The organism is Pseudomonas sp. BF-B-30 (assembly GCF_019956305.1).
GTDB classification, from domain to species: Bacteria; Pseudomonadota; Gammaproteobacteria; order Pseudomonadales; family Pseudomonadaceae; genus Aquipseudomonas; species Aquipseudomonas jessenii.
The window spans coordinates 56,975-76,559 of record NZ_JAHBDG010000066.1 but is presented as its reverse complement, the minus strand read 5'-3'; the positions used below and the strand labels follow the sequence as shown (position 1 = coordinate 76,559).

13 protein-coding genes are annotated in these 19,585 nt (G+C 60.6%); 2 read left to right on the top strand and 11 right to left on the bottom strand.

Annotated elements, in window-relative coordinates; all coding sequences use genetic code 11:
- Window positions 1-200: 200 nt before the first annotated feature.
- On the top strand, window positions 201-5,459 hold the full coding sequence (locus tag KGB29_RS25145) for an NEL-type E3 ubiquitin ligase domain-containing protein (protein WP_154910366.1): 5,259 nt from the start codon (window positions 201-203) through the stop codon (window positions 5,457-5,459).
- Window positions 5,460-5,525: 66 nt separating this feature from the next.
- Here the strand turns inward: KGB29_RS25145 and ureC are convergent, their stop codons facing one another.
- The 11 genes from ureC to urtA all read right to left on the bottom strand — a co-directional run bounded on the left by ureC (window position 5,526) and on the right by urtA (window position 15,924).
- Complete coding sequence (gene ureC / locus KGB29_RS25140; protein WP_150813583.1) at window positions 5,526-7,226, bottom strand: urease subunit alpha; 1,701 nt, start codon at window positions 7,224-7,226, stop codon at window positions 5,526-5,528.
- 141 nt (window positions 7,227-7,367) lie between these two features.
- A complete protein-coding gene (locus KGB29_RS25135) occupies window positions 7,368-7,673 on the bottom strand; it encodes an urease subunit beta (protein ID WP_150813582.1) in 306 nt (101 codons plus the stop codon).
- A complete protein-coding gene (locus KGB29_RS25130) occupies window positions 7,673-8,206 on the bottom strand; it encodes a GNAT family N-acetyltransferase (RefSeq protein ID WP_150813581.1) in 534 nt (177 codons plus the stop codon). Before KGB29_RS25130 ends, KGB29_RS25135 begins: the two co-directional genes overlap by 1 nt.
- Before the next feature lie 6 nt (window positions 8,207-8,212).
- Window positions 8,213-8,746 carry a GNAT family N-acetyltransferase gene (locus KGB29_RS25125; protein WP_150813580.1) on the bottom strand — a complete coding sequence of 178 codons (534 nt, stop codon included), beginning with the start codon at window positions 8,744-8,746 and terminating at the stop codon, window positions 8,213-8,215.
- Window positions 8,747-8,755: 9 nt separating this feature from the next.
- A complete protein-coding gene (locus tag KGB29_RS25120; protein ID WP_057712192.1) occupies window positions 8,756-9,058 on the bottom strand; it encodes an urease subunit gamma in 303 nt (100 codons plus the stop codon).
- A gap of 157 nt (window positions 9,059-9,215) precedes the next feature.
- Entirely contained in the window at window positions 9,216-10,055 is an 840-nt protein-coding gene (locus KGB29_RS25115; protein ID WP_154910368.1) for an urease accessory protein UreD, read from the bottom strand.
- 161 nt (window positions 10,056-10,216) lie between these two features.
- Complete coding sequence (gene urtE / locus KGB29_RS25110; protein WP_154861099.1) at window positions 10,217-10,915, bottom strand: urea ABC transporter ATP-binding subunit UrtE; 699 nt, start codon at window positions 10,913-10,915, stop codon at window positions 10,217-10,219.
- Between the two features lie 134 nt (window positions 10,916-11,049).
- Window positions 11,050-11,919: an urea ABC transporter ATP-binding protein UrtD gene (gene urtD, locus KGB29_RS25105; RefSeq protein WP_150813578.1), complete on the bottom strand. Its 870-nt coding sequence runs from the start codon at window positions 11,917-11,919 to the stop codon at window positions 11,050-11,052.
- Window positions 11,916-12,995, bottom strand: coding sequence for an urea ABC transporter permease subunit UrtC (gene urtC / locus KGB29_RS25100; protein ID WP_150813577.1), 1,080 nt, complete (start codon window positions 12,993-12,995; stop codon window positions 11,916-11,918). Before urtC ends, urtD begins: the two co-directional genes overlap by 4 nt.
- Window positions 12,995-14,497: an urea ABC transporter permease subunit UrtB gene (gene urtB, locus KGB29_RS25095; RefSeq protein ID WP_154910370.1), complete on the bottom strand. Its 1,503-nt coding sequence runs from the start codon at window positions 14,495-14,497 to the stop codon at window positions 12,995-12,997. The genes urtC and urtB overlap by 1 nt, the downstream gene beginning before the upstream one ends.
- 161 nt (window positions 14,498-14,658) lie before the next feature.
- Entirely contained in the window at window positions 14,659-15,924 is a 1,266-nt protein-coding gene (urtA, locus tag KGB29_RS25090; RefSeq protein WP_154910371.1) for an urea ABC transporter substrate-binding protein, read from the bottom strand.
- Window positions 15,925-16,203: 279 nt separating this feature from the next.
- Here urtA and KGB29_RS25085 point away from each other — a divergent pair, with 279 nt between their 5' ends.
- Entirely contained in the window at window positions 16,204-19,566 is a 3,363-nt protein-coding gene (locus KGB29_RS25085) for a hypothetical protein (RefSeq protein ID WP_154910372.1), read from the top strand.
- Window positions 19,567-19,585: the final 19 nt, after the last annotated feature.

Below are 19,585 nucleotides of genomic sequence, written 5' to 3'. Positions count from 1 at the left end.
CTTTGCCGGAAAAAACACGACCGCTCATGCAGCGGCATAACCGGAGGCATTTCTGGTGGTACATATCTATCGATGGCTCCTTGATTTTCGAACCTTGCGTGCCTTTTTTCAGCCTTGGCCCAACAGTAATTTGGACTTTTGTTTCAGGCGTGGGTGGATAAGTCTGTTAGCTCCAACCCAGCCATCAAGGTGAAAAAACAGTGTCTGATTTGCATGGAAGCAGCTCGCTGGAAACGCCCGCCCCAAACAACGGCGTTCATTACGATCGTGTACTCGGCGCCATACCCGACGCGATAAAAAAGGCGTCGATGTCGAGAATGAAAACCCTCGGAAAACCAAGGCCTGAGATGCCCGAGTGGTACAGCGCGGCACGGGAAGTCGACCGTCAATATCTGAAGGAGTTGATTGAAGAACAAGGACGCTTGCAAGGCGTGCTGGACAAGTCCCTGGGCGATTTGCAACACGACATCAATGCCTTCGCCACACCGCTGCTCAATGCGTCGATGCAGGCGAACTTCAAGGCCGTGGAAAACATCGACGCGCTCAGCGTGCAACTTGAAGTACCCAGTAAAATTGCCTTTGTCATTGATACCGGGGCCAGTCGCGTTCGACAGTCCACGTTGCTGGAAGCGGCGTTGCACAATTTTGAGGAAGCAGAAACTACCGAAGACGCCTGGCGCAGCAGTTCGGGTATCTATCGTAAGGATGAGCGCGGCAGCCTCGCGCTTGAGACCGCGATTCCCTTGCCCAGGTTTGCATCGATGTGCCGCAGCCTCGACATTGGCGGACAGTACCAGCGGCATATCAAATCCATCCTGCTGCCGACCACAACTGAAGCGCGACGCGCCTTGCAGGACGAGTCGGTGGCCAGTGAAAAAGCCGTTTTTCAGGTGGCGTCACTGGTCGCCCGATTGAAAGGCGATATCAGCGACCATGCCTACGGCAAACTCGGGCAGATACGCGAGAGCAAGGCCGATACCACGCTGTACGACCGGCCGCTGCATAGCCACCGATTGTCGCTGATGGGCTTTCGGTTGACGGGCATCGTGCTGTTCAGTGCCGTCAGCGATCCGTCGCAGATCAAGCAGGCGATCGATGCCTTGACCCCCGACTCAGTGAAGTTCTGGAGCGAATGGTCGCAGCGCCTCTCGATATTGCCTGGTGCGGAGTACGAGCGGTTCAAATTGCTGCAGGCGTTTTTCGCCAATGGGCCGCAGGGGCTCAACGATGAGCTTTTGCGCCGCGACGACATCTACCATCAAAGTCGTTTGTCCGGCCACGTGATCGCCTATGTACCGGATGATCCGCAACATCCGCTCAAGGAGTACCCCTCGCTGGCCGCGTTCATGAAAACCCTGATCGGTCAGCTGCGAGACACGCAGTACCAGGCGTTTTTCAGCCGGTTCGTGGCGCAAAAGGACAAGGGGCTGTTTTTCAGCCGGGTCAACGAACGTCTGAAGACGTTTACCTGGCAGCAACGCGAGCCATTGGACATGGGGCCATGGTGGCGTGAAACGGCGGTCGAGAATCCCGATGCAGAGCCCATTACCAATCAGATCACGGGCGACCTGTGGGTGACATTGTTCGTTGAGCGCCGAGACAAGGCCGTCGCCGATGCCCGACGCATCGCGGTGCCGACCGACGATGAAGACGCCAGCGCCCGCTTCAAACGCCTGACCAGTTACCTGAACATTGGCTGGAACCTGTTCAATTTCGCCGCGATGCTGGTGCCCGGTCTGGGCGAAGCGATGCTGGGCATCATGATTGCGCAGATGCTCGCCGAAGTGGCCGAAGGCATCGAAGACTGGAGCAAAGGCGACAAGGAAGAGGCCTCTGCCTACTTCAATGGTGTGCTGATCAACTTTGCGCAGTTGGCGCTGATGGGCGCCGGTCACGGGTTACCAGGCGGTCAGTTGACGCCGATCAAGGTTTCGCCCTTTGTCGAAGGGCTCAAGCCAGTGGAAGTCGCCGGCAAGCAGCGGTTGTGGAATCCGGACCTGACGCCGTATCAACAATCGGTCACCTTGCCCAAGGATGGCGTCGTCGGTGAAAAAGGCTTGTACCGGCACCAGGATCAGGACCTGCTGCGCCTCGACGACAAATGCTACGAAGTCAAACAGGACCCGAACACTGGCGAGCATCGCCTGCAACACCCTTCGCGAGCCGATGCCTATCAGCCCTTGCTGGAGCACAACGGTGCCGGCCTGTGGAAAACCGAACTCGATCAACCGCTGGAATGGGATCGGCGTCAATTGCTCAAGCGTCTGGGCGCTTCGGTGGATGGATTCACCGATGAAACACTGGAGCAGATCCTGACCGTCAGTGGCGTTCACGAAAATGCATTGCGCCGGCTGCATGTGGAGCACGAAACCCCGCCCGCGCTGCTGACCGATACCCTCAAGCGCTTCAAGGCGTACGTCGACGCCGAAGCTTGCGCAGAACAGATCCTGGCCGACCGGGTCGGCCAGGAATGGGCCGATCTTGCCGTGCGCTTCATGACTGAGTTGCCGGGCTGGCCCGAGGGCAAGGCCATCGAAGTGTTCCAGGGGCCGGGCCTGTCGGGGGCGGCGATCAAGGAGGGCTATGCCGACGCGGTGCCCACCGATACCTTGCAGATGACCTGGCAGGATCTACTCGCCGGTGCGCTGCCTGCACGTGTGGTCGGGTTTCTGGATGAACAGGCCCTTCGCGAGATGCTGGGGCAGTGGTTTTCCGGAGACAAAACGGCGCGCACCAAGGCCTTGCGCGATCGCCTGGCCGAGCAGGCGCGGGGCAGCAAAAGGCGTTTGTTCGACAAGTTGTACGAGCGTCGGGAGCGTGCAGACGATCCCCGTGTGAGCTTGCTCCAGGGGCACGAGTCGTCGCTTTCCACCAGCGTGGCGCAAGCGCTTGTGGAGCAAGCACACCCTTCGGACCTGCAACATTGGGCCGAGAAACAGCGCGTGCCCTTGAGGTTGTCCCAACAGGCCTGGGAAGCGGCGCACCAGCTGCGAGTGGCGCGAGCGTATGAAGGCCTGTACCTCGGCGAGCTGCACAACACCGACACCGAGCGCCTGGAGCTGCGCTCTCTGGCAGCCCTGTCGGGCTGGCCCTCGGATCTGCGTCTGGAAATTCGCGAACGTTCTTTTTCAGGGACGTTGCACGACAGCATCGGCCCGGACGACGCGCCGACCCGAAAAGTGTTGATCCGCAGTGAAAATGGCCGATATGAAGCGCGGGACGCAGGCGATCAACACCTGCACGGCGCGGACAATCTATATGCCGCCGTGCTGCACGCATTGCCCGACACCGAGCGCGCCGCCCTGGGTTTTGAAATCCATGACGCGGCAGGCCTTGAGCAGGCGGTAAAGAAAAAGCCACTGGACCGAGCTGTGCTCGAGCCGATCCTGCGCGACAACCCCTTGCTCAAACCGTCCTACGACCCGAGCGTCATGCGCTTGCGCGGCGGTATGCCGGGTTATGCGCAACAGGTCCCGCGCGGCATGGGCTTGCGGCGACGGGCTCGCGCACTGTATCCGGGTTTTACCTCGGAGGAGGTCGAGACGCTGCTGGCGGACTTCGGTCAGGGCGAAGGTGCGGCGCATGAAGGACTGGCGGTGCTTGAGGCCGAGTTCAACCAGTTGAACCACGCCATGCAACGCTGGATGAACTCGCCGACCGAGTCCTTTCGTTTAAGCCCGGCGGGCGTGGCGCAGTGGCATGCGCGAAACAACATCTACAAAGCGCTCAGGCAATGCTGGCAGCGCACCGGGCCGGAGGGCATCGAGGCTTCCGGCATCGTGCGGCCCCAAGCGTTGAAACTGGACAACATTCCCAAGTTGAGCCAGCTGCTGGAAACCTTGCCGAGGCTGGAGGCCAAGTTCGATCATGTCACCGGCCTGAGCTTGCGCGGTGGGCAGTTGCGCTCCGGACACATGTCGTTTCTCGACTCGTTCCATCAGGTGCGCTACCTCAATCTGCAAGACAATCTGCTGACGGCCGTTCCGCAAGCGGTGGGGGACATGCGTCATCTCACCCACCTGTTTCTTGACGGCAATAAAATTGAACTGGATGCAGTGGCGGTAGATCGCCTGAAGAATCTGACGCGCATGACGTCCCTGCGCTTGAGTGGTAACCCCCTGAAGCTCATTCCGAACATCAGCCGAATGCCGCATTTACAGGTGCTTTTGTTGCGCGAAACAGGGCTGGACAGCTGGCCTGTCGGGCTGTTTTCGCAGTCGCGACCGCGCGCTATCTATCTTGATCTGAGCGCTAACCCGATCAACCGGATACCCGACGTCGCGCCCGGTTCATTTCGCGCAGAGTTGCTGGCGCGCACCGTGATCAGCCGGGATCCGCGTTGGATTTCGCCGGAAAATCTCGACATCCTGAAGTCTTACATCGAGTCGGTCGGCATGGACCCGGAGCGTCCTTATCCGCCCCTTGGCGTACTCGACAGTTCAGACTGGGCGACGGGCATGTCTGAGCGGCAATGGCAGGCAAAACAGGAAGTCTGGAACGCGGTCGAGGATGAATTCGATTCAGTGCCGTTCTTCAACGAAATCCGCAGGCTCACCCAATCCGCCGACTTCAAGGCCGGCGGCACCTATCAGGCAGAGCTTACGGCCAAGGTCTGGCGCATGCTTGAGGCCATGGCCAGCGACACTGAACTGCGCATCAAGTTGTTCAACGAAGCCGCAACCCCCACCGAATGCGTGGATGGCGGGACGCAACTGTTCAATGCCATGGGCGTGCAAGTGATGGTTCACGAGGCCTACGCCCTCGTGCGCGTGGATCTGGTCGAGACGCAATTGCTTGAGCTGGCCCTGGGTAAATCCCGGCTCGATGAACTCGGCGCCATCGCCCGTCACCGGGTGTCTGAGCGATTGGCGAAGGGAGAACAGTTCCGTCGGGCCGGTGCCGATGGCGAAGTAACCGGCACTATCGATGAAGTGGAAGTGCACTTGGCCTACATGACCGATCTGGCGCAGCGCCTGGATTTGCCGTGGCAGGCACGGGGCATGCAGTTTCGCAGCATCGCCGAGGTCAGCAAAGAGATGATCGAGGCAGCGCTCCAGCGGATCAAGGCGCTGGAGGAGGGTGATCTGCTGATCGACCGGGTCTTTGAGCAACCGCTCTGGAAGTCCTGGCTGGAATCGACTTACAGCGAGGAATTGAATGGCTTGAAACGCCGGATCGACGCCACCACCGATTTGCAGGATGCGTTGCAGCGCAGGGCCGAAGGTACGCGGCTCACCACCGAGGAAAAGGCTGCAGTGGAGTTGGAAATCAAGGGGCTGTGCAGCGAATTGGACAAACCTGAAACTGACTTTGCGGATGGTCGGCTGATGACTGAAGAGGCGTATGGTCAAGCCATGGATGACATCGACCGACAGATCACGCAGCAGCTGAAAAACCTGACCCGAGAAGCGATGACGCGGGCCAGGCTGGACCGGCTGCGGGTTGGGGCCGATCAATAATCACGGAAAAAACAAAGGCCTCGACACCCTGGGTGCGAGGCCTTTGTGTGTGGTGCAACAAACGGCTCAGAACAGGAAATAACGCTGGGCCATCGGCAAGGTTTGCGCTGGCTCACACCATAGCAACACACCGTCGGCCTTGACCTGATAGGTCTGCGAATCGACGTCGATGTTCGGCAGGTAGTCGTTGTGGATCAGGTCGGTTTTCTGCACGTCGCGACAGCCTTTGACCACCGCGATTTTCTTTTTCAAACCCAGGGCTTCGGGCAAGCCTGCATCCTGCGCCGCCTGGCTGATGAAGGTCAGGCTGGTGGCGTGCAGCGAACCTCCGTAGCTGGCGAACATCGGGCGGTAGTGCACCGGTTGTGGCGTCGGGATCGAGGCATTGGCGTCGCCCATCAGGCTGGCCGCGATGGCACCACCCTTGAGAATCAGCGTCGGTTTCACGCCAAAAAACGCCGGGCGCCAGAGCACCAGGTCTGCCCATTTACCCACTTCGACCGAGCCCACTTCATGGCTGATGCCGTGGGTGATCGCCGGGTTGATGGTGTACTTGGCGATATAGCGTTTGGCGCGGAAGTTGTCGTTGCCTGCACCATCGCCGGGTAGCGGCCCGCGTTGTTTTTTCATCTTGTCGGCAGTCTGCCAGGTGCGGGTGATGACTTCGCCGACCCGCCCCATGGCCTGGCTGTCGGAGCTGATCATCGAGAACGCGCCGAGGTCATGGAGGATGTCTTCGGCGGCAATCGTCTCGCGGCGGATTCGGCTTTCGGCGAAGGCCACGTCTTCGGCAATGCTTGGGTCGAGGTGGTGGCAGACCATCAGCATGTCCAGGTGTTCATCAATGGTGTTGCGGGTGAACGGCCGTGTCGGGTTGGTGGAGCTGGGTAGCACATTGGCAAAGCCGCAGGCCTTGATGATGTCCGGCGCGTGACCGCCACCGGCACCTTCGGTGTGATAGGTGTGAATGGTGCGGCCCTTGAAGGCGGCGAGGGTGGCTTCGACGAAACCGGACTCGTTGAGGGTGTCGGTGTGGATCGCCACCTGCACGTCGAACCGGTCGGCGACGCTCAGGCAGTTGTCGATACTCGCCGGCGTGGTGCCCCAGTCCTCATGCAACTTGAGGCCGATGGCACCGGCCTTGACCTGTTCGATTAACGGCTCGGGCAGGCTGGCGTTGCCTTTGCCGGTGAGGCCGATGTTCATCGGGAAGGCATCGGCGGCCTGGAGCATGCGCGCCAGGTGCCACGGCCCGGAGGTGCATGTGGTCGCATTGGTGCCGGTGGCCGGTCCGGTGCCGCCACCGATCATGGTGGTGACGCCGCTCATCAATGCCTCTTCGATCTGCTGCGGGCAGATGAAGTGGATGTGGGTGTCGATACCGCCGGCGGTGAGGATCATGCCTTCGCCAGCGATGACTTCGGTGCTGGCGCCAATGGCGATGGTCACGTTCGGTTGCACGTCCGGATTGCCCGCCTTGCCGATGCCGGCGACCCGTCCGTCCTTGAGGCCGACGTCAGCTTTGACGATGCCCCAGTGATCGATGATCAGTGCGTTGGTAATCACCGTGTCGACCACTTCGGCGGCGAGCAGCTGGCTTTGGCCCTGGCCGTCGCGGATGACTTTGCCGCCGCCAAATTTCACTTCTTCGCCGTAAGTGGTGAAGTCCTGTTCCACTTCGATCCACAGCTCGGTGTCGGCCAGGCGCACCTTGTCGCCGACGGTGGGACCGAACATGTCGGCGTAGGCTTGACGGGAAATCTTCATTCGTTCGCCCTGGAATTCAATTTAGTTTGAGACTGTTCGCTTCGCTCACAGATTCGCGAGCAAGCCCGCTCCCACATTCGATCGCGTTCCCCTGTGGGAGCGGGCTTGCTCGCGAAGGCGTCAGTGGGGACATCGCATTACTTAGAGGTCACCCATGATGTGCCCGGCAAACCCAAACACCCGACGATGCCCGGCCAGGTCCACCAACTCCACCTCGCGGCTCTGCCCCGGTTCGAAGCGCACGGCGGTGCCGGCGGGGATGTTCAGGCGCATGCCGCGGCTGGCGGCGCGGTCGAAGTTCAGGGCGTCATTGGTTTCGAAAAAGTGGTAATGCGAACCGACCTGGATCGGCCGGTCACCGCTGTTGGCCACCGCCAGGCTGATCGTGCGGCGGCCGACGTTAAGTTCGATGTCGCCGGACTGGATCTGGTATTCACCGGGAATCATCAATGGGCTCCTTGGAGAATCTTGTAATAGAGGGCGGTCGGCTTGTAGCGGCCGCTTGGGTCGCAGGCGTAGTCGGGGATTTCACCGGCGCGGGTATAGCCCAGCGATTGGTAGAAGTCCTCGGCGGGCGAACCGGCTTCGGTGTCGAGGTAAAGCATGCCGCGTTTTTGCTGCAGGGCAGCCGCTTCCAGAGCGCTCATCAGTTGCTGGCCCAGACCGCGACGCCGCGCATGTTCGCGCACCAGCAGCTTCTGCACTTCGGCGCGGTTCAGGCCGTTGGCTTTCTGGCACAGACTCAGTTGCACGCTGGCCTGTACCTGCTCGTCCTTGACCACCACCCACAGCAGCACACTGCCTTTGTTCAGGTTGTCCTGGACTTCATCGAACCAGGCGTGGGCCTGGGCCGCATCAAGGTCAGCCATGAAGCCGACACTGGCGCCATAGCCGACGGCATCGAGCAGCAGGTCGATCAGGCCCTGGCGATAATGCGCAAAGCTTTCGACGTTGACGCGTCGCAGTTGGGCGGCGTTCATCGGGCATTACTCCTGGTTGATGCTGGGCGGCTGCGCGCCGGGGTCGAGGGTCAATTGCATGAAAGTCAGGTCCAGCCAGCGGCCGAACTTGGTGCCGACCTGCGGCATTTGCCCGGTGGTGATAAAGCCGATGCGCTCATGCAAGCGAATGGAGGCGGCGTTACCGCTTTCGATGGCGGCGACCATCACGTGCTTGCCGCAGCCTTTGGCGCGCTCGATCAGTGCTTCCATCAGTTGCGGACCGAGGCCGTTGCCGCGCTGGTCGCTGCGCACGTAGACCGAGTGCTCGACGGTGTGACGGAAACCGTCGAAAGGTCGCCAGTCGCCGAAGGAGGCGTACCCGAGCACTGTGTCGTCGGCATCGACAATCACCAGAATCGGATAAGCCTGGGATTGCCGGGCGCTGAACCAGGCCTGGCGGTTGCCGAGGTCGACCGCCTGCTCGTTCCAGATCGCCGTGGTGTTGAGTACCGCGTCGTTGTAAATGTCACGGATGGCTGGCAGGTCGGCATGCACGGCATCGCGGATGTGGTAGGTCATGGCGCGGCCTCAGGCGATGGGTTGGTGGACGGTGACCAGTTTGGTGCCGTCGGGGAACGTGGCCTCGACCTGGATTTCCGGGATCATTTCCGGGATGCCTTCCATCACTTGTTCGCGGCTCAGCAGGGTGGTGCCCAGGTGCATCAGGTCGGCCACGGTCTGGCCATCGCGGGCGCCTTCAAGCAGCGCAGCGGAAATGTAGGCCATGGCCTCCGGATAATTGAGTTTCACGCCGCGAGCCAAACGTCGCTCGGCCACCAGGCCGGCGGTGAAGATCAGCAACTTGTCTTTTTCGCGTGGGGTCAGGTCCATCGTAGACATCCATCCGGGCAGATTAAAAAGAGTGGGATCTGCTTGCACAGAACCCTGTGGGAGCGGGCTTGCTCGCGAACGCGGACCTTCATTCAACACGTATGTCGCCTGACACACCGCTTTCGCGAGCAAGCCCGCTCCCACATTGAATCGTATTTCACGTGTTCCAAATTCGTGGTGGCGCGGCCTCGCGCCCCAATAACGCCGGTCTCAACAATCGCCATAAGTCGATAAGCCAGCCTCGCGCCAACAGCGCCTCACTGGCCAGACATCGGGCAACCAGCAACCCCGGCAACTGCGTCAGATCCCCGCGCACGTCATGGCTCAGCGAGCGGCAGCGCTCCAGCAGTTCGCTATCAATTTCACCCGTCACCAGCAATGTCGCAAACACCGATTGCCCATCGAGCCCGATGGGCGAGTCCAGCAAACCGTCAGCCCCGACAATGCGCTGGCGTTCGTGCCAGAGCAACTGGCCGTCGTGGCGGATATCCAGTTGCGCCTGGAAGTGCCCAAGGTCGAAGCGTTCGCCACTGGCCGGACGGCCCAGGGCCACGACGTCCCAGTAGAACAAACGGGCATCGCCTTCAAGGTCAATCCCGGTGCTGAGTTCAGCCTGCGCCGCACTGAAAATGATCGTCTCCTGGGGCAACCATTCCAGTGTCGCACCGGCCGCCACCTTCAACTTCAGCTGCTGATGGGCGGGGCCGGCGGCGCGATACCACTTTGCCGCGCCGGGGCTGGTGATTTGTGCCCAGGCATCACGCTCGACGCTGGCCGAAATGTCCAGTCGATCACCGCTGGCAATCCCGCCGGGCGGGTGGACGATGATGTGCTGGCAGACTTCAGGCCCTTCGGCGTAAAGGTGCTTTTGCACCCGCAACGGACCTTTGTGACGGCGCTGGACCGGGCGGGTGGTGTTGTCGAACCGGGCGTAGCCCAGTTCCAGTTCGGCATGCCAACTGGGGGTAAACAAAACGCCGGATGCAGGAAGAGTCATGGTCAGTGCTTATCGAGAGGTCCTCAGGAGGGTTGCAAAGGCTGTGCCGCAGGGCATCACTGGAAGGAGAGCACCGTTGAACGTCGCCGCGCACCAGTTGGGGGCGCGGCGTGGAAGATGGTGCGACAAAATGGTGCTTTGAGCCCGCTGTGGACAGAAGCTCAGATCGTGACCAGCCCGCGCACCCCTTCAGCTTCCATATTCTCGCCGCGACCCTGTTGCACGATTTCGCCCCGGGACATCACCAGGTATTGATCGGCCAGCTCGGCGGCGAAGTCGTAGAACTGCTCAACCAGCAGAATGGCCATGTCGCCACGGGCTGCGAGTTTCTTGATCACCGCGCCGATCTCCTTGATCACCGACGGTTGGATGCCTTCGGTGGGCTCATCGAGGATCAGCAGGCGAGGGCGGCTGACCAGTGCACGACCGATCGCCAGTTGTTGTTGCTGGCCACCGGACAAGTCGCCGCCCCGGCGCTGCTTCATTTGCAGCAGCACCGGGAACAGCTCGTAGATGAACGCCGGCACTTCCTTCGCTTCGCTGCCGGGGAAGCGCGACAGGCCCATCAGCAGGTTCTCTTCCACGGTGAGGCGGCCGAAGATCTCCCGGCCCTGTGGCACGTAGGCGATACCGGCATGCACTCGCTGGTGCGGCTTGAACGTGGTGATTGGCTTGCCTTCCCAATTGACCGCGCCTTCTTTGGCCGGCAGCAGGCCCATCAGGCATTTGAGCAGCGTGGTCTTGCCCACACCGTTGCGCCCGAGCAGGCAGGTGACTTCACCGACCTTCACGTCAAACGTCAGGCCGCGCAGGATGTGGCTCCCGCCGTAGTACTGGTGCAGCTTTTCGACTTGCAGCATTTCCAGACTCTCCTCAGATCCCTTGTGGGAGCGAGCTTGCTCGCGATGGCGTCGGCACACTCAACATTGTTGTTGACTGATACACCGCTATCGCGAGCAAGCTCGCTCCCACAGTTGGATAGGTGTTTGCAAGTTTAGCGACCGAGGTACACCTCGATCACCCGCTCGTTGTCCTGCACCTGCTCCAGCGACCCTTCGGCCAGCACGCTGCCCTGATGCAACACCGTGACGTGGTCGGCAATCGATCCGACGAAGCCCATGTCATGTTCCACCACCATCAGCGAGTGCTTGCCGGCCAGGCTCTTGAACAGCTCGGCGGTGAATTCGGTTTCGGCGTCGGTCATGCCCGCGACCGGTTCGTCGAGCAGCAGCAATTGCGGGTCCTGCATGAGCAACATGCCGATCTCCAGGAACTGCTTCTGGCCGTGGGACAGCAAGCCGGCCGGGCGATTGACCGAGCTGGTCAGGCGAATGGTCTCGAGCACTTCGGCGATGCGGTCTTTCTGCTCGCCGCTCAAGCGCGCCCGCAGGCTGGCCCACACCGACTTGTCGGTGTTCTGCGCCAGCTCAAGGTTTTCAAACACGCTCAAGGCTTCGAACACCGTCGGCTTCTGGAACTTGCGGCCGATACCGGCCTGGGCGATCTGTACTTCGCTCATCTGTGTCAGGTCCAGAGTTTCGCCGAACCAGGCCTTGCCGTGACTGGGGCGGGTCTTGCCGGTGATCACGTCCATCAGTGTGGTCTTGCCCGCGCCGTTGGGGCCGATGATGCAGCGCAGCTCACCAACGCCGATGTACAGGTTCAGATTGTTCAGCGCGCGGAAGCCGTCGAAGCTGACGCTGATGTCTTCAAGGGTCAGGATGGTGCCGTGGCGGGTGTTCAGGCCTTTGCCGGCGCGTTGGCCGAGACCGATGGCATCGCGGCTGCTGCCGGCGTCCTTGTTGGGCTCCACAGGAAAAAACGCTGGTTCGAGCATGAATTCAGCTGTCGCAGTGACTCTCATGATTCACCTCTTTTTTTCAGCAGACCGATCACACCCTTGGGCAGGTACAGGGTCACGACGATGAACAGTGCGCCGAGGAAGAACAGCCAGTACTCGGGGAACGCTACGGTGAACCAGCTTTTCATGCCGTTGACCACACCGGCTCCGAGCAACGGACCGATCAACGTGCCGCGCCCGCCAAGGGCCACCCACACCGCTGCTTCGATAGAGTTGGTCGGCGACATCTCACTCGGGTTGATGATCCCCACTTGCGGCACGTACAGCGCACCGGCCAGGCCACACAACACCGCGCTCAATACCCAGACAAACAACTTGAACCCGCGCGGATCGTAGCCGCAGAACATCAGGCGGTTTTCTGCATCGCGCAGCGCAGTCAGTACTCGTCCGAATTTGCTTTGCGCCAGGCGCCAGCCGATAAACAGGCTCGCCACCAGCAACAGCACCGTGGCGAAAAACAGCACCGCGCGGGTGCCCGGCTCGGTGATGCCGAAGCCGAGAATCGTGCGGAAGTTGGTGAAGCCGTTGTTGCCGCCGAAGCCGGTTTCGTTGCGGAAAAACAGCAGCATCCCGGCGAAGGTCAGGGCCTGGGTCATGATCGAGAAATACACACCCTTGATCCGCGAGCGGAAGGCAAAGAAGCCGAACACCAAGGCCAGCAACCCCGGCGCCAAAACCACCAGGCACAGGGTCCAGAGGAAGCTGCTGGTACCGGTCCAGAACCACGGCATTTCGGTCCACGACAGGAACGTCATGAAGGCCGGCAAGCCATCGCCCGAGGCCTGGCGCATCAGGTACATGCCCATGGCATAGCCGCCGAGGGCGAAGAACAGGCCGTGGCCGAGGGACAGCAGGCCGGCGTAACCCCACACCAGATCGAGCGCCAGTGCGACGATGGCGTAGCAAAGAATCTTGCCCACCAGCGTCAGCGTGTAAGCGGAAACGTGCAGCGTGTTGTCCGGCGATAACAGCGACAGCAGCGGTAACGCCAGCAGCAGAACGAGGATCACCGCGCCGACGGCAATCGTGATTTTCGGGCCGGCCTTTTGTGTGGCCTTGAGCATCAGGGGCTGGTTCATCAGTCGATCACCCGTCCTTTGAGTGCGAAGAGGCCTTGCGGACGTTTCTGGATGAACAGAATGATCAGCGCGAGGATGAGGATCTTGCCGAGCACGGCACCGATCTGCGGTTCGAGAATCTTGTTGGCAACCCCTAAGCCGAATGCGGCCAGCACGCTACCGGCCAACTGGCCGACACCACCGAGCACCACCACCAGAAACGAGTCGATGATGTAGCTCTGGCCGAGGTCCGGGCCGACGTTGCCGATCTGGCTCAGAGCTACGCCGCCGAGACCGGCGATGCCCGAGCCGAGGCCGAAGGCGAGCATGTCCACGCGCCCGGTGGGCACGCCGCAACAGGCGGCCATGTTGCGGTTCTGGGTGACTGCACGCACGTTGAGACCCAGGCGTGTCTTGTTCAGCAGCAGCCACGTGAGCACCACCACGAACAGCGCAAAGGCAATGATGACGATGCGGTTGTACGGCAGCACGAGATTGGGCAGCACCTGAATCCCGCCCGACAGCCACGCGGGGTTGGCGACTTCGACGTTCTGCGCGCCGAACACCAGGCGTACCAGCTGGATCAGCATGAGGCTGATGCCCCAGGTGGCGAGCAGGGTTTCCAGCGGACGGCCGTAGAGGTGGCGAATCACCGTGCGCTCCAGCGCCATGCCGATGGCCGCGGTGACGAAAAACGCCACGGGTAGCGCGATCAGCGGATAGAACTCGATGGCCTGCGGGGCGAAACGCTGGAACATCAGTTGCACCACGTAGGTCGAGTAGGCACCGAGCATCAGCATCTCGCCGTGGGCCATGTTGATCACGCCGAGCAGGCCGAAGGTGATCGCCAGACCGAGTGCGGCGAGCAGCAGTATCGAGCCCAGCGACATACCGCTGAATGCCTGGCCGAGCATCTCGCCTACCAGCAGCTTGCGTTTGACCTGGGCGAGGCTGGTCTCGGCGGCGGTGCGTACGCTGGCGTCAGTTTCGACCCCGGGATCGAGCAGGCCTTCGAGTCGGGTACGGGCCAGTGGATCACCGGTTTCGCCGAGCAGACGCACGGCGGCGAGACGCACGGCCGGATCGGCGTCGACCAGTTGCAGATTGGCCAGGGCCAGGCTGAGGGCTGCGTGGGCGCCTTCATCTTTTTCACCAGCCAGTTGCTGGTCGAGGAATTTCAGCTGCGCGGGTTTGGCGCTTTTCTGCAATTGCTGTGCGGCGGCCAGACGAATTTTGGCGTCGGCCGCGAGCAGCTGATGACTGGCCAGGGCCGTATCGATGAGACCCCGCAGGCGGTTGTTCAGGCGCAGGGTTTTCGGTTGCCCGTCGATGGTCAACTCGCCTTGTTGCAGGGCGTTGATCAATTCGATGCGGGCCGGATCGGGCTGCGCGGCCCAGGCTTCCAGCAGCCTGGCTTGCTGCACGGGATTGGCGGCGACGAAGTCTTCGGCGTCGCCGGCATGGGTGGCCATCGGCAGTAGCAGCGCGAGGGCAAGGATGTAGCGGTAGAGGGCAGTGGGCATGTCATTGGCCTTACGCGATCAATGTGGGAGCGAGCTTGCTCGCGATAGCGGTGGTTCAGTCACAGTGATGCTGAATGTGCCGCCCTCATCGCGAGCAAGCTCGCTCCCACAGGGAATTGTGTCGGCCTCAGGCACCGTGCCTGGAACCGACACCCAGTGACTCAGTTGCTCTTCACCGCATACTCCGGCTTCTTGTCGTTACCCGGGATGAACGGGCTCCACGGCTGGGCGCGGATCGGTCCTTCGGTCTGCCACACCACGTTGAACTGACCGTCAGACTGGATCTCGCCGATCATCACCGGCTTGTGCAGGTGGTGATTGGTCTTGTCCATGGTGAGCGTGTAGCCGGACGGCGCGGCAAAGGTCTGGCCGGCCAGGGCTTCGCGGACTTTGTCGACATCGGTGGACTTGGCTTTTTCCGCCGCTTGCGCCCACATGTGGATGCCGACATAAGTGGCTTCCATCGGGTCGTTGGTCACGGCCTTGTCGGCGCCTGGCAGGTTGTGTTTCTTCGCGTAGGCCTTCCAGTCATCGACGAACTTCTTGTTCACCGGATTCTCGACCGATTCGAAGTAGTTCCACGCCGCGAGGTTGCCCACCAGTGGCTTGGTGTCGATGCCGCGCAATTCTTCTTCGCCGACCGAGAACGCCACGACCGGAACGTCGGTGGCTTTCAGGCCTTGGTTCGCCAGCTCTTTGTAGAACGGCACGTTGGAATCGCCGTTGACGGTGGAGATAACGGCTGTCTTGCCACCCGCCGAGAACTTTTTGATGTTGGCGACGATGGTCTGGTAGTCGCTGTGACCGAACGGGGTGTACACCTCTTCGATGTCCTTGTCGGCCACACCTTTGGAATGCAGGAACGAACGCAGGATCTTGTTGGTGGTGCGCGGGTAGACGTAGTCGGTGCCGAGCAGGAAGTAGCGTTTGGCGCTGCCGCCTTCTTCGCTCATCAGGTATTCAACGGCGGGGATCGCTTGCTGGTTCGGCGCGGCGCCGGTGTAGAACACGTTCGGCGACATCTCTTCGCCTTCGTATTGCACCGGGTAGAACAACAGGCCGTTGAGTTCTTCGAACACCGGCAGCACCGATTTGCGCGACACCGAGGTCCAGCAACCGAACACCACGGCGACCTTGTCCTGGGTCAGCAACTGACGCCCCTTCTCGGCGAACAGTGGCCAGTTAGACGCCGGGTCGACCACCACAGGCTCAAGCATCTTGCCGTTCACGCCGCCCTTGGCGTTGATCTCGTCGATGGTCATCAAGGCCATGTCTTTCAGCGACGTTTCGGAAATCGCCATGGTCCCGGACAACGAATGCAGAATACCGACCTTGATGGTCTCGGCGGCCTGGACAGTCCAGGTTATGCCCATCGCGGCAATGGATGCCGAGAGTGTGAAAGCCTTGATCAAACTGCGACGCTTCATTGTGCGATCTCCATGAACATTGAGTTTTTATGGTTGGCAGATGCGGACGACTGAAGGGTCTTTAGCAAGGGCTGTGCCTAAGGGTGAAAACAGTCAATTCAGAGCGATCTCCGGCGGACGAACCCTGCGCGCCGCACCATGCTCGGGCGCGCAATGCCGAGCAGGGCACGGCTGTGCGCCCAAGTGGTGCCTGGCGATATACATATGTACCACCCCGGGATTTTTGCACTGGATAACCTGAGTGCTCACTTAAGTCTGTTTTCAGGTTGGAGCACTTTCATGGATGAGAACAAAACCCCGAACAATGCCGTGCCTCAGATGAGCCGCGAATTTCTCTCGGCCGATGACGCGGCTCGGTATGCACACGAACAGATCGGCCAACGACGTGACCGCAAGTTTGTCGCGATGATTTTCAAGCGCGGCGCACAGAGATTTGTCGTCACCGAACCGGTCGAGGCCGGGGACCACTTGCTGGAAACTCAGCTGTTTGCGGTGGACGGACGAGGGCGGCCGGTCTATCCGGCCAATCATCAATTAGACAGTTGGTTCTACTCGCATCAGGCGCTGTCGACCCTCGATGCGGCGCAGATACGGCGCCTGAAGTGGTCGCGCATGGACGCGACCGTGAGCTTGCAGATGTTTAGCATTCACGAGTTGTTCCACATCGTCGCGTCAGGTGTCCCGGCCTATTTGTCCGGGGCTGAAGACAGTCTGTTGTGGTTCGAGGAAGACAGTGCAGGCTGGCAGAGCCTGTTGCAACGCCTTGGCACTCCGACTAACCCGGGGGCTCTGGCGCAGGGCCTTGAGCAGGGCAGCATCCTGCCGGTCGAATTCGTTCGGGAGGTGGCGCAGGCAGGCACATTGCGGATCGTCGTCGACAACGCGCCATGGGGATACCGGGGCAAGGTGACCGGTCAGTGGAGTCCGTTACCGACGCTTGGCGAACGGCCGGTGCCGCAACAGGTGGCCTACAGCGCAATTTTTTCCTCGGCGGATGAAGCCGCGCAGGACCGTTTCTCCCGAATGAGGGGGCAGACCGACCAGGAACAGACCTGGTTCGGCTTTATCCTCAAGCAGCAGGGCAAGGAAGAGTACGTCGCGACGGAGCTTGTCGCGGTCAATGGTGTTCGCGACAAGTTGTTTTCTCGTAGCAGTCTTTTTTCCTTGACCCACGACTTCTCGGAACTGGTCGCGCCGGAATCCTTTAAGCGCCACTCCTATTTTTATTCGCGCCAGCGTGTCACCCATACCCGTCCCAATCGTGAGTGGCTGGCCAGGCACTTCATCGTGCCCAGAGATCTGTTCGTTGCGGTGTATGACTCCCGACGACCACTCGTCGTTGAAGGGCCCGGCGTGATCCCGACCTATATCGGCACGCAGGACGGTGCACTGCTCAAGTACGTCATGCGCACGAACAGCAAGCTATTCGATAACGCTACACCGAACATGGGGCTGGATGATGTTCAGTCCAACCTGGCCAGCGGAAAACTGAGCCCCAGCGATTTTGTGAAGGTGGTGGCCAACAGTGGCGCACTGAGCGTCTTGCATACCAATGCTGTGTGGGACAGGGAAGGCCTGGTCGACACCAACTGGCGTCCCGCCCAGAATCTGGAGCGATGCCGGTTGAGCGCGGCCTTCGCGACTGCCAATGATGCGGTGTTGTCCGCGCGCTCCCAAATTCCTGCTGACACCGACAGGGTCTATGGCGGTCTGGTATTGAAGCGTTCGGACGGCTTGTTTGTCGCCACTCAACCAGTGATTGCGCTCCATGAGGATTTCGCTGTGGAGTGGATCTTCCCGGACGTAAGCATCGGCGCGGGGCTTTTTCCTGCCGGTTGTTCCATGGTTGGCCGTTACCGTTCGCGCCAGAGCCGGACTGTGCCGGTGATCCTGGAAGAAAAGCAGAGGCAACTGTACCTCAACATGCTCTCGGTCAAGGTTGTATACACCGCTTTCAAGCGAGGCGGGCGGTATCTGGACGAATACCTGTTCGGGCCGGATGGTTCGGTGATCCGTTACCGTTGCGGGACCTGGAGGCAGTTCCATGCCGATCTGGCCAACGCGCTGAACGGTTTCGGCAACCTGCCCCACGACCTGGATGCGGAGTGGATCAGGAAGCGTATCCATGAAGGGGATTTGAGCCCGGTCGACTGGATTGACTCGCTGGCAAGGAATGGCTATTTGCAGGTAGTGGTCGGCAGTCCGGCCTGGGGGCGGCCACGTATGGTCGATCGGCTCGATGTCGCTCTTGTGGAGCCCGGCACACATTCGTATGCCAAGGCGAGCAGCGAGCCGCGTTACAGTCCGATGTTTGCTCAAGAGTCCGCCGCAGCCCGGTTTGCCCATGAGCAGGCGGGCGAACGTGCGGCCCCCGGTTTCGGGTTCATATTGCACAACGAGCGCCTTGGCACCTATCACAGCACTTTGCCGGTGGCGGTGCAGGACTCGGCACTGGCATATGACCGCGTCTTTCCCGAAGGGCAATTGCCATCGGGTTACATCGTTTCAAGTGTTTATCTATGCGCCGCGCGCCAGGAGAAAGACGCAGGTGATGACGAGTTCGGGAGCTTTTTCTTCTCGCCCATGGCAGTGCATCAGGTATTGGCAAGGGCGAGGATCAGCAATGATTACAGACCGATTTATTTTTCTTGTGCCGATGGTGCTCTGTTGCAATTTGAAAAAGTCTACTACACACCAGGGGTACCACCCGACGCGGCCAGTCAGTCGGCGAGTGCCCAAAGCGCTTTTGGCTCGCTTGAACAGGCGCATGCCGACCTGCGTAATATCCGCCTGCGCACCTTCACTCTGGGCGATTACATCCAGCGCATGGTCAAGGCCGGGAGACTGGAGGTTCTGGTATCCAGTGATTGCTGGGCGAAGGGGTATGTGGCGCGATACTGGCAACCGCGTCATCCGGGCATGTCCGAGCAGGAGCTCTGGAGCTGGAAACCCGAACTGCCCATGGGGCCGATATTCCATCATCCCGACGATGCTGCCAGCTACATTCAGCGGCGCGCGGGAAGTGCCTACACGCAGGTGACCACCTACGAGAGCGCCATAGTGGCCAAACCCGATACCTATTCCTATTGCGGACTGGAGCCATTGCCGCAAACGGATGACAGCCTTGCCGGCCTCGGTCGGATCTTCCGCACGCTCACGGATCCTGATACCAGCCGCAGAAATGAAGTCCCCCGCTTTGCGCCTGGCTATAAACTGATGGCGAGCCATCAGCTCTACCTGTCGGGTGTCTCTCCTCTGGCAGCCGATGAAGAGCAGGTCTACAGCAGCTTCACTTCGCCGATGCTGATGCAGCTTCATACTCATGCCTTGAAGGCTAAAGGCTTCAACATCAGTGCGTACTACTACTCGACGCCCCATGGTGCGCTGATCAAGTACGTACCCGAAAATACACAGGCAGAAAAGCAGTTGCTGCTGACCCGCCAGATCGATTTCGTCGACGGTCGGTGGGTAACGAAATTGTCGATGGCAGACTTCATTTCGAAACTGGCTGAAACCGGCGAGTTGCGGGTATTGCAGGCGGCCCATTTCTGGAATCGCACGGGGCGGTTGGGTCAAGACTGGAAGGTCGTTCGACTCCAGTCGCCACTGGCACCGGTCAGGTTTCAGCGCGACGAGTTGTAACTGCGCACAGTTCGTGCAC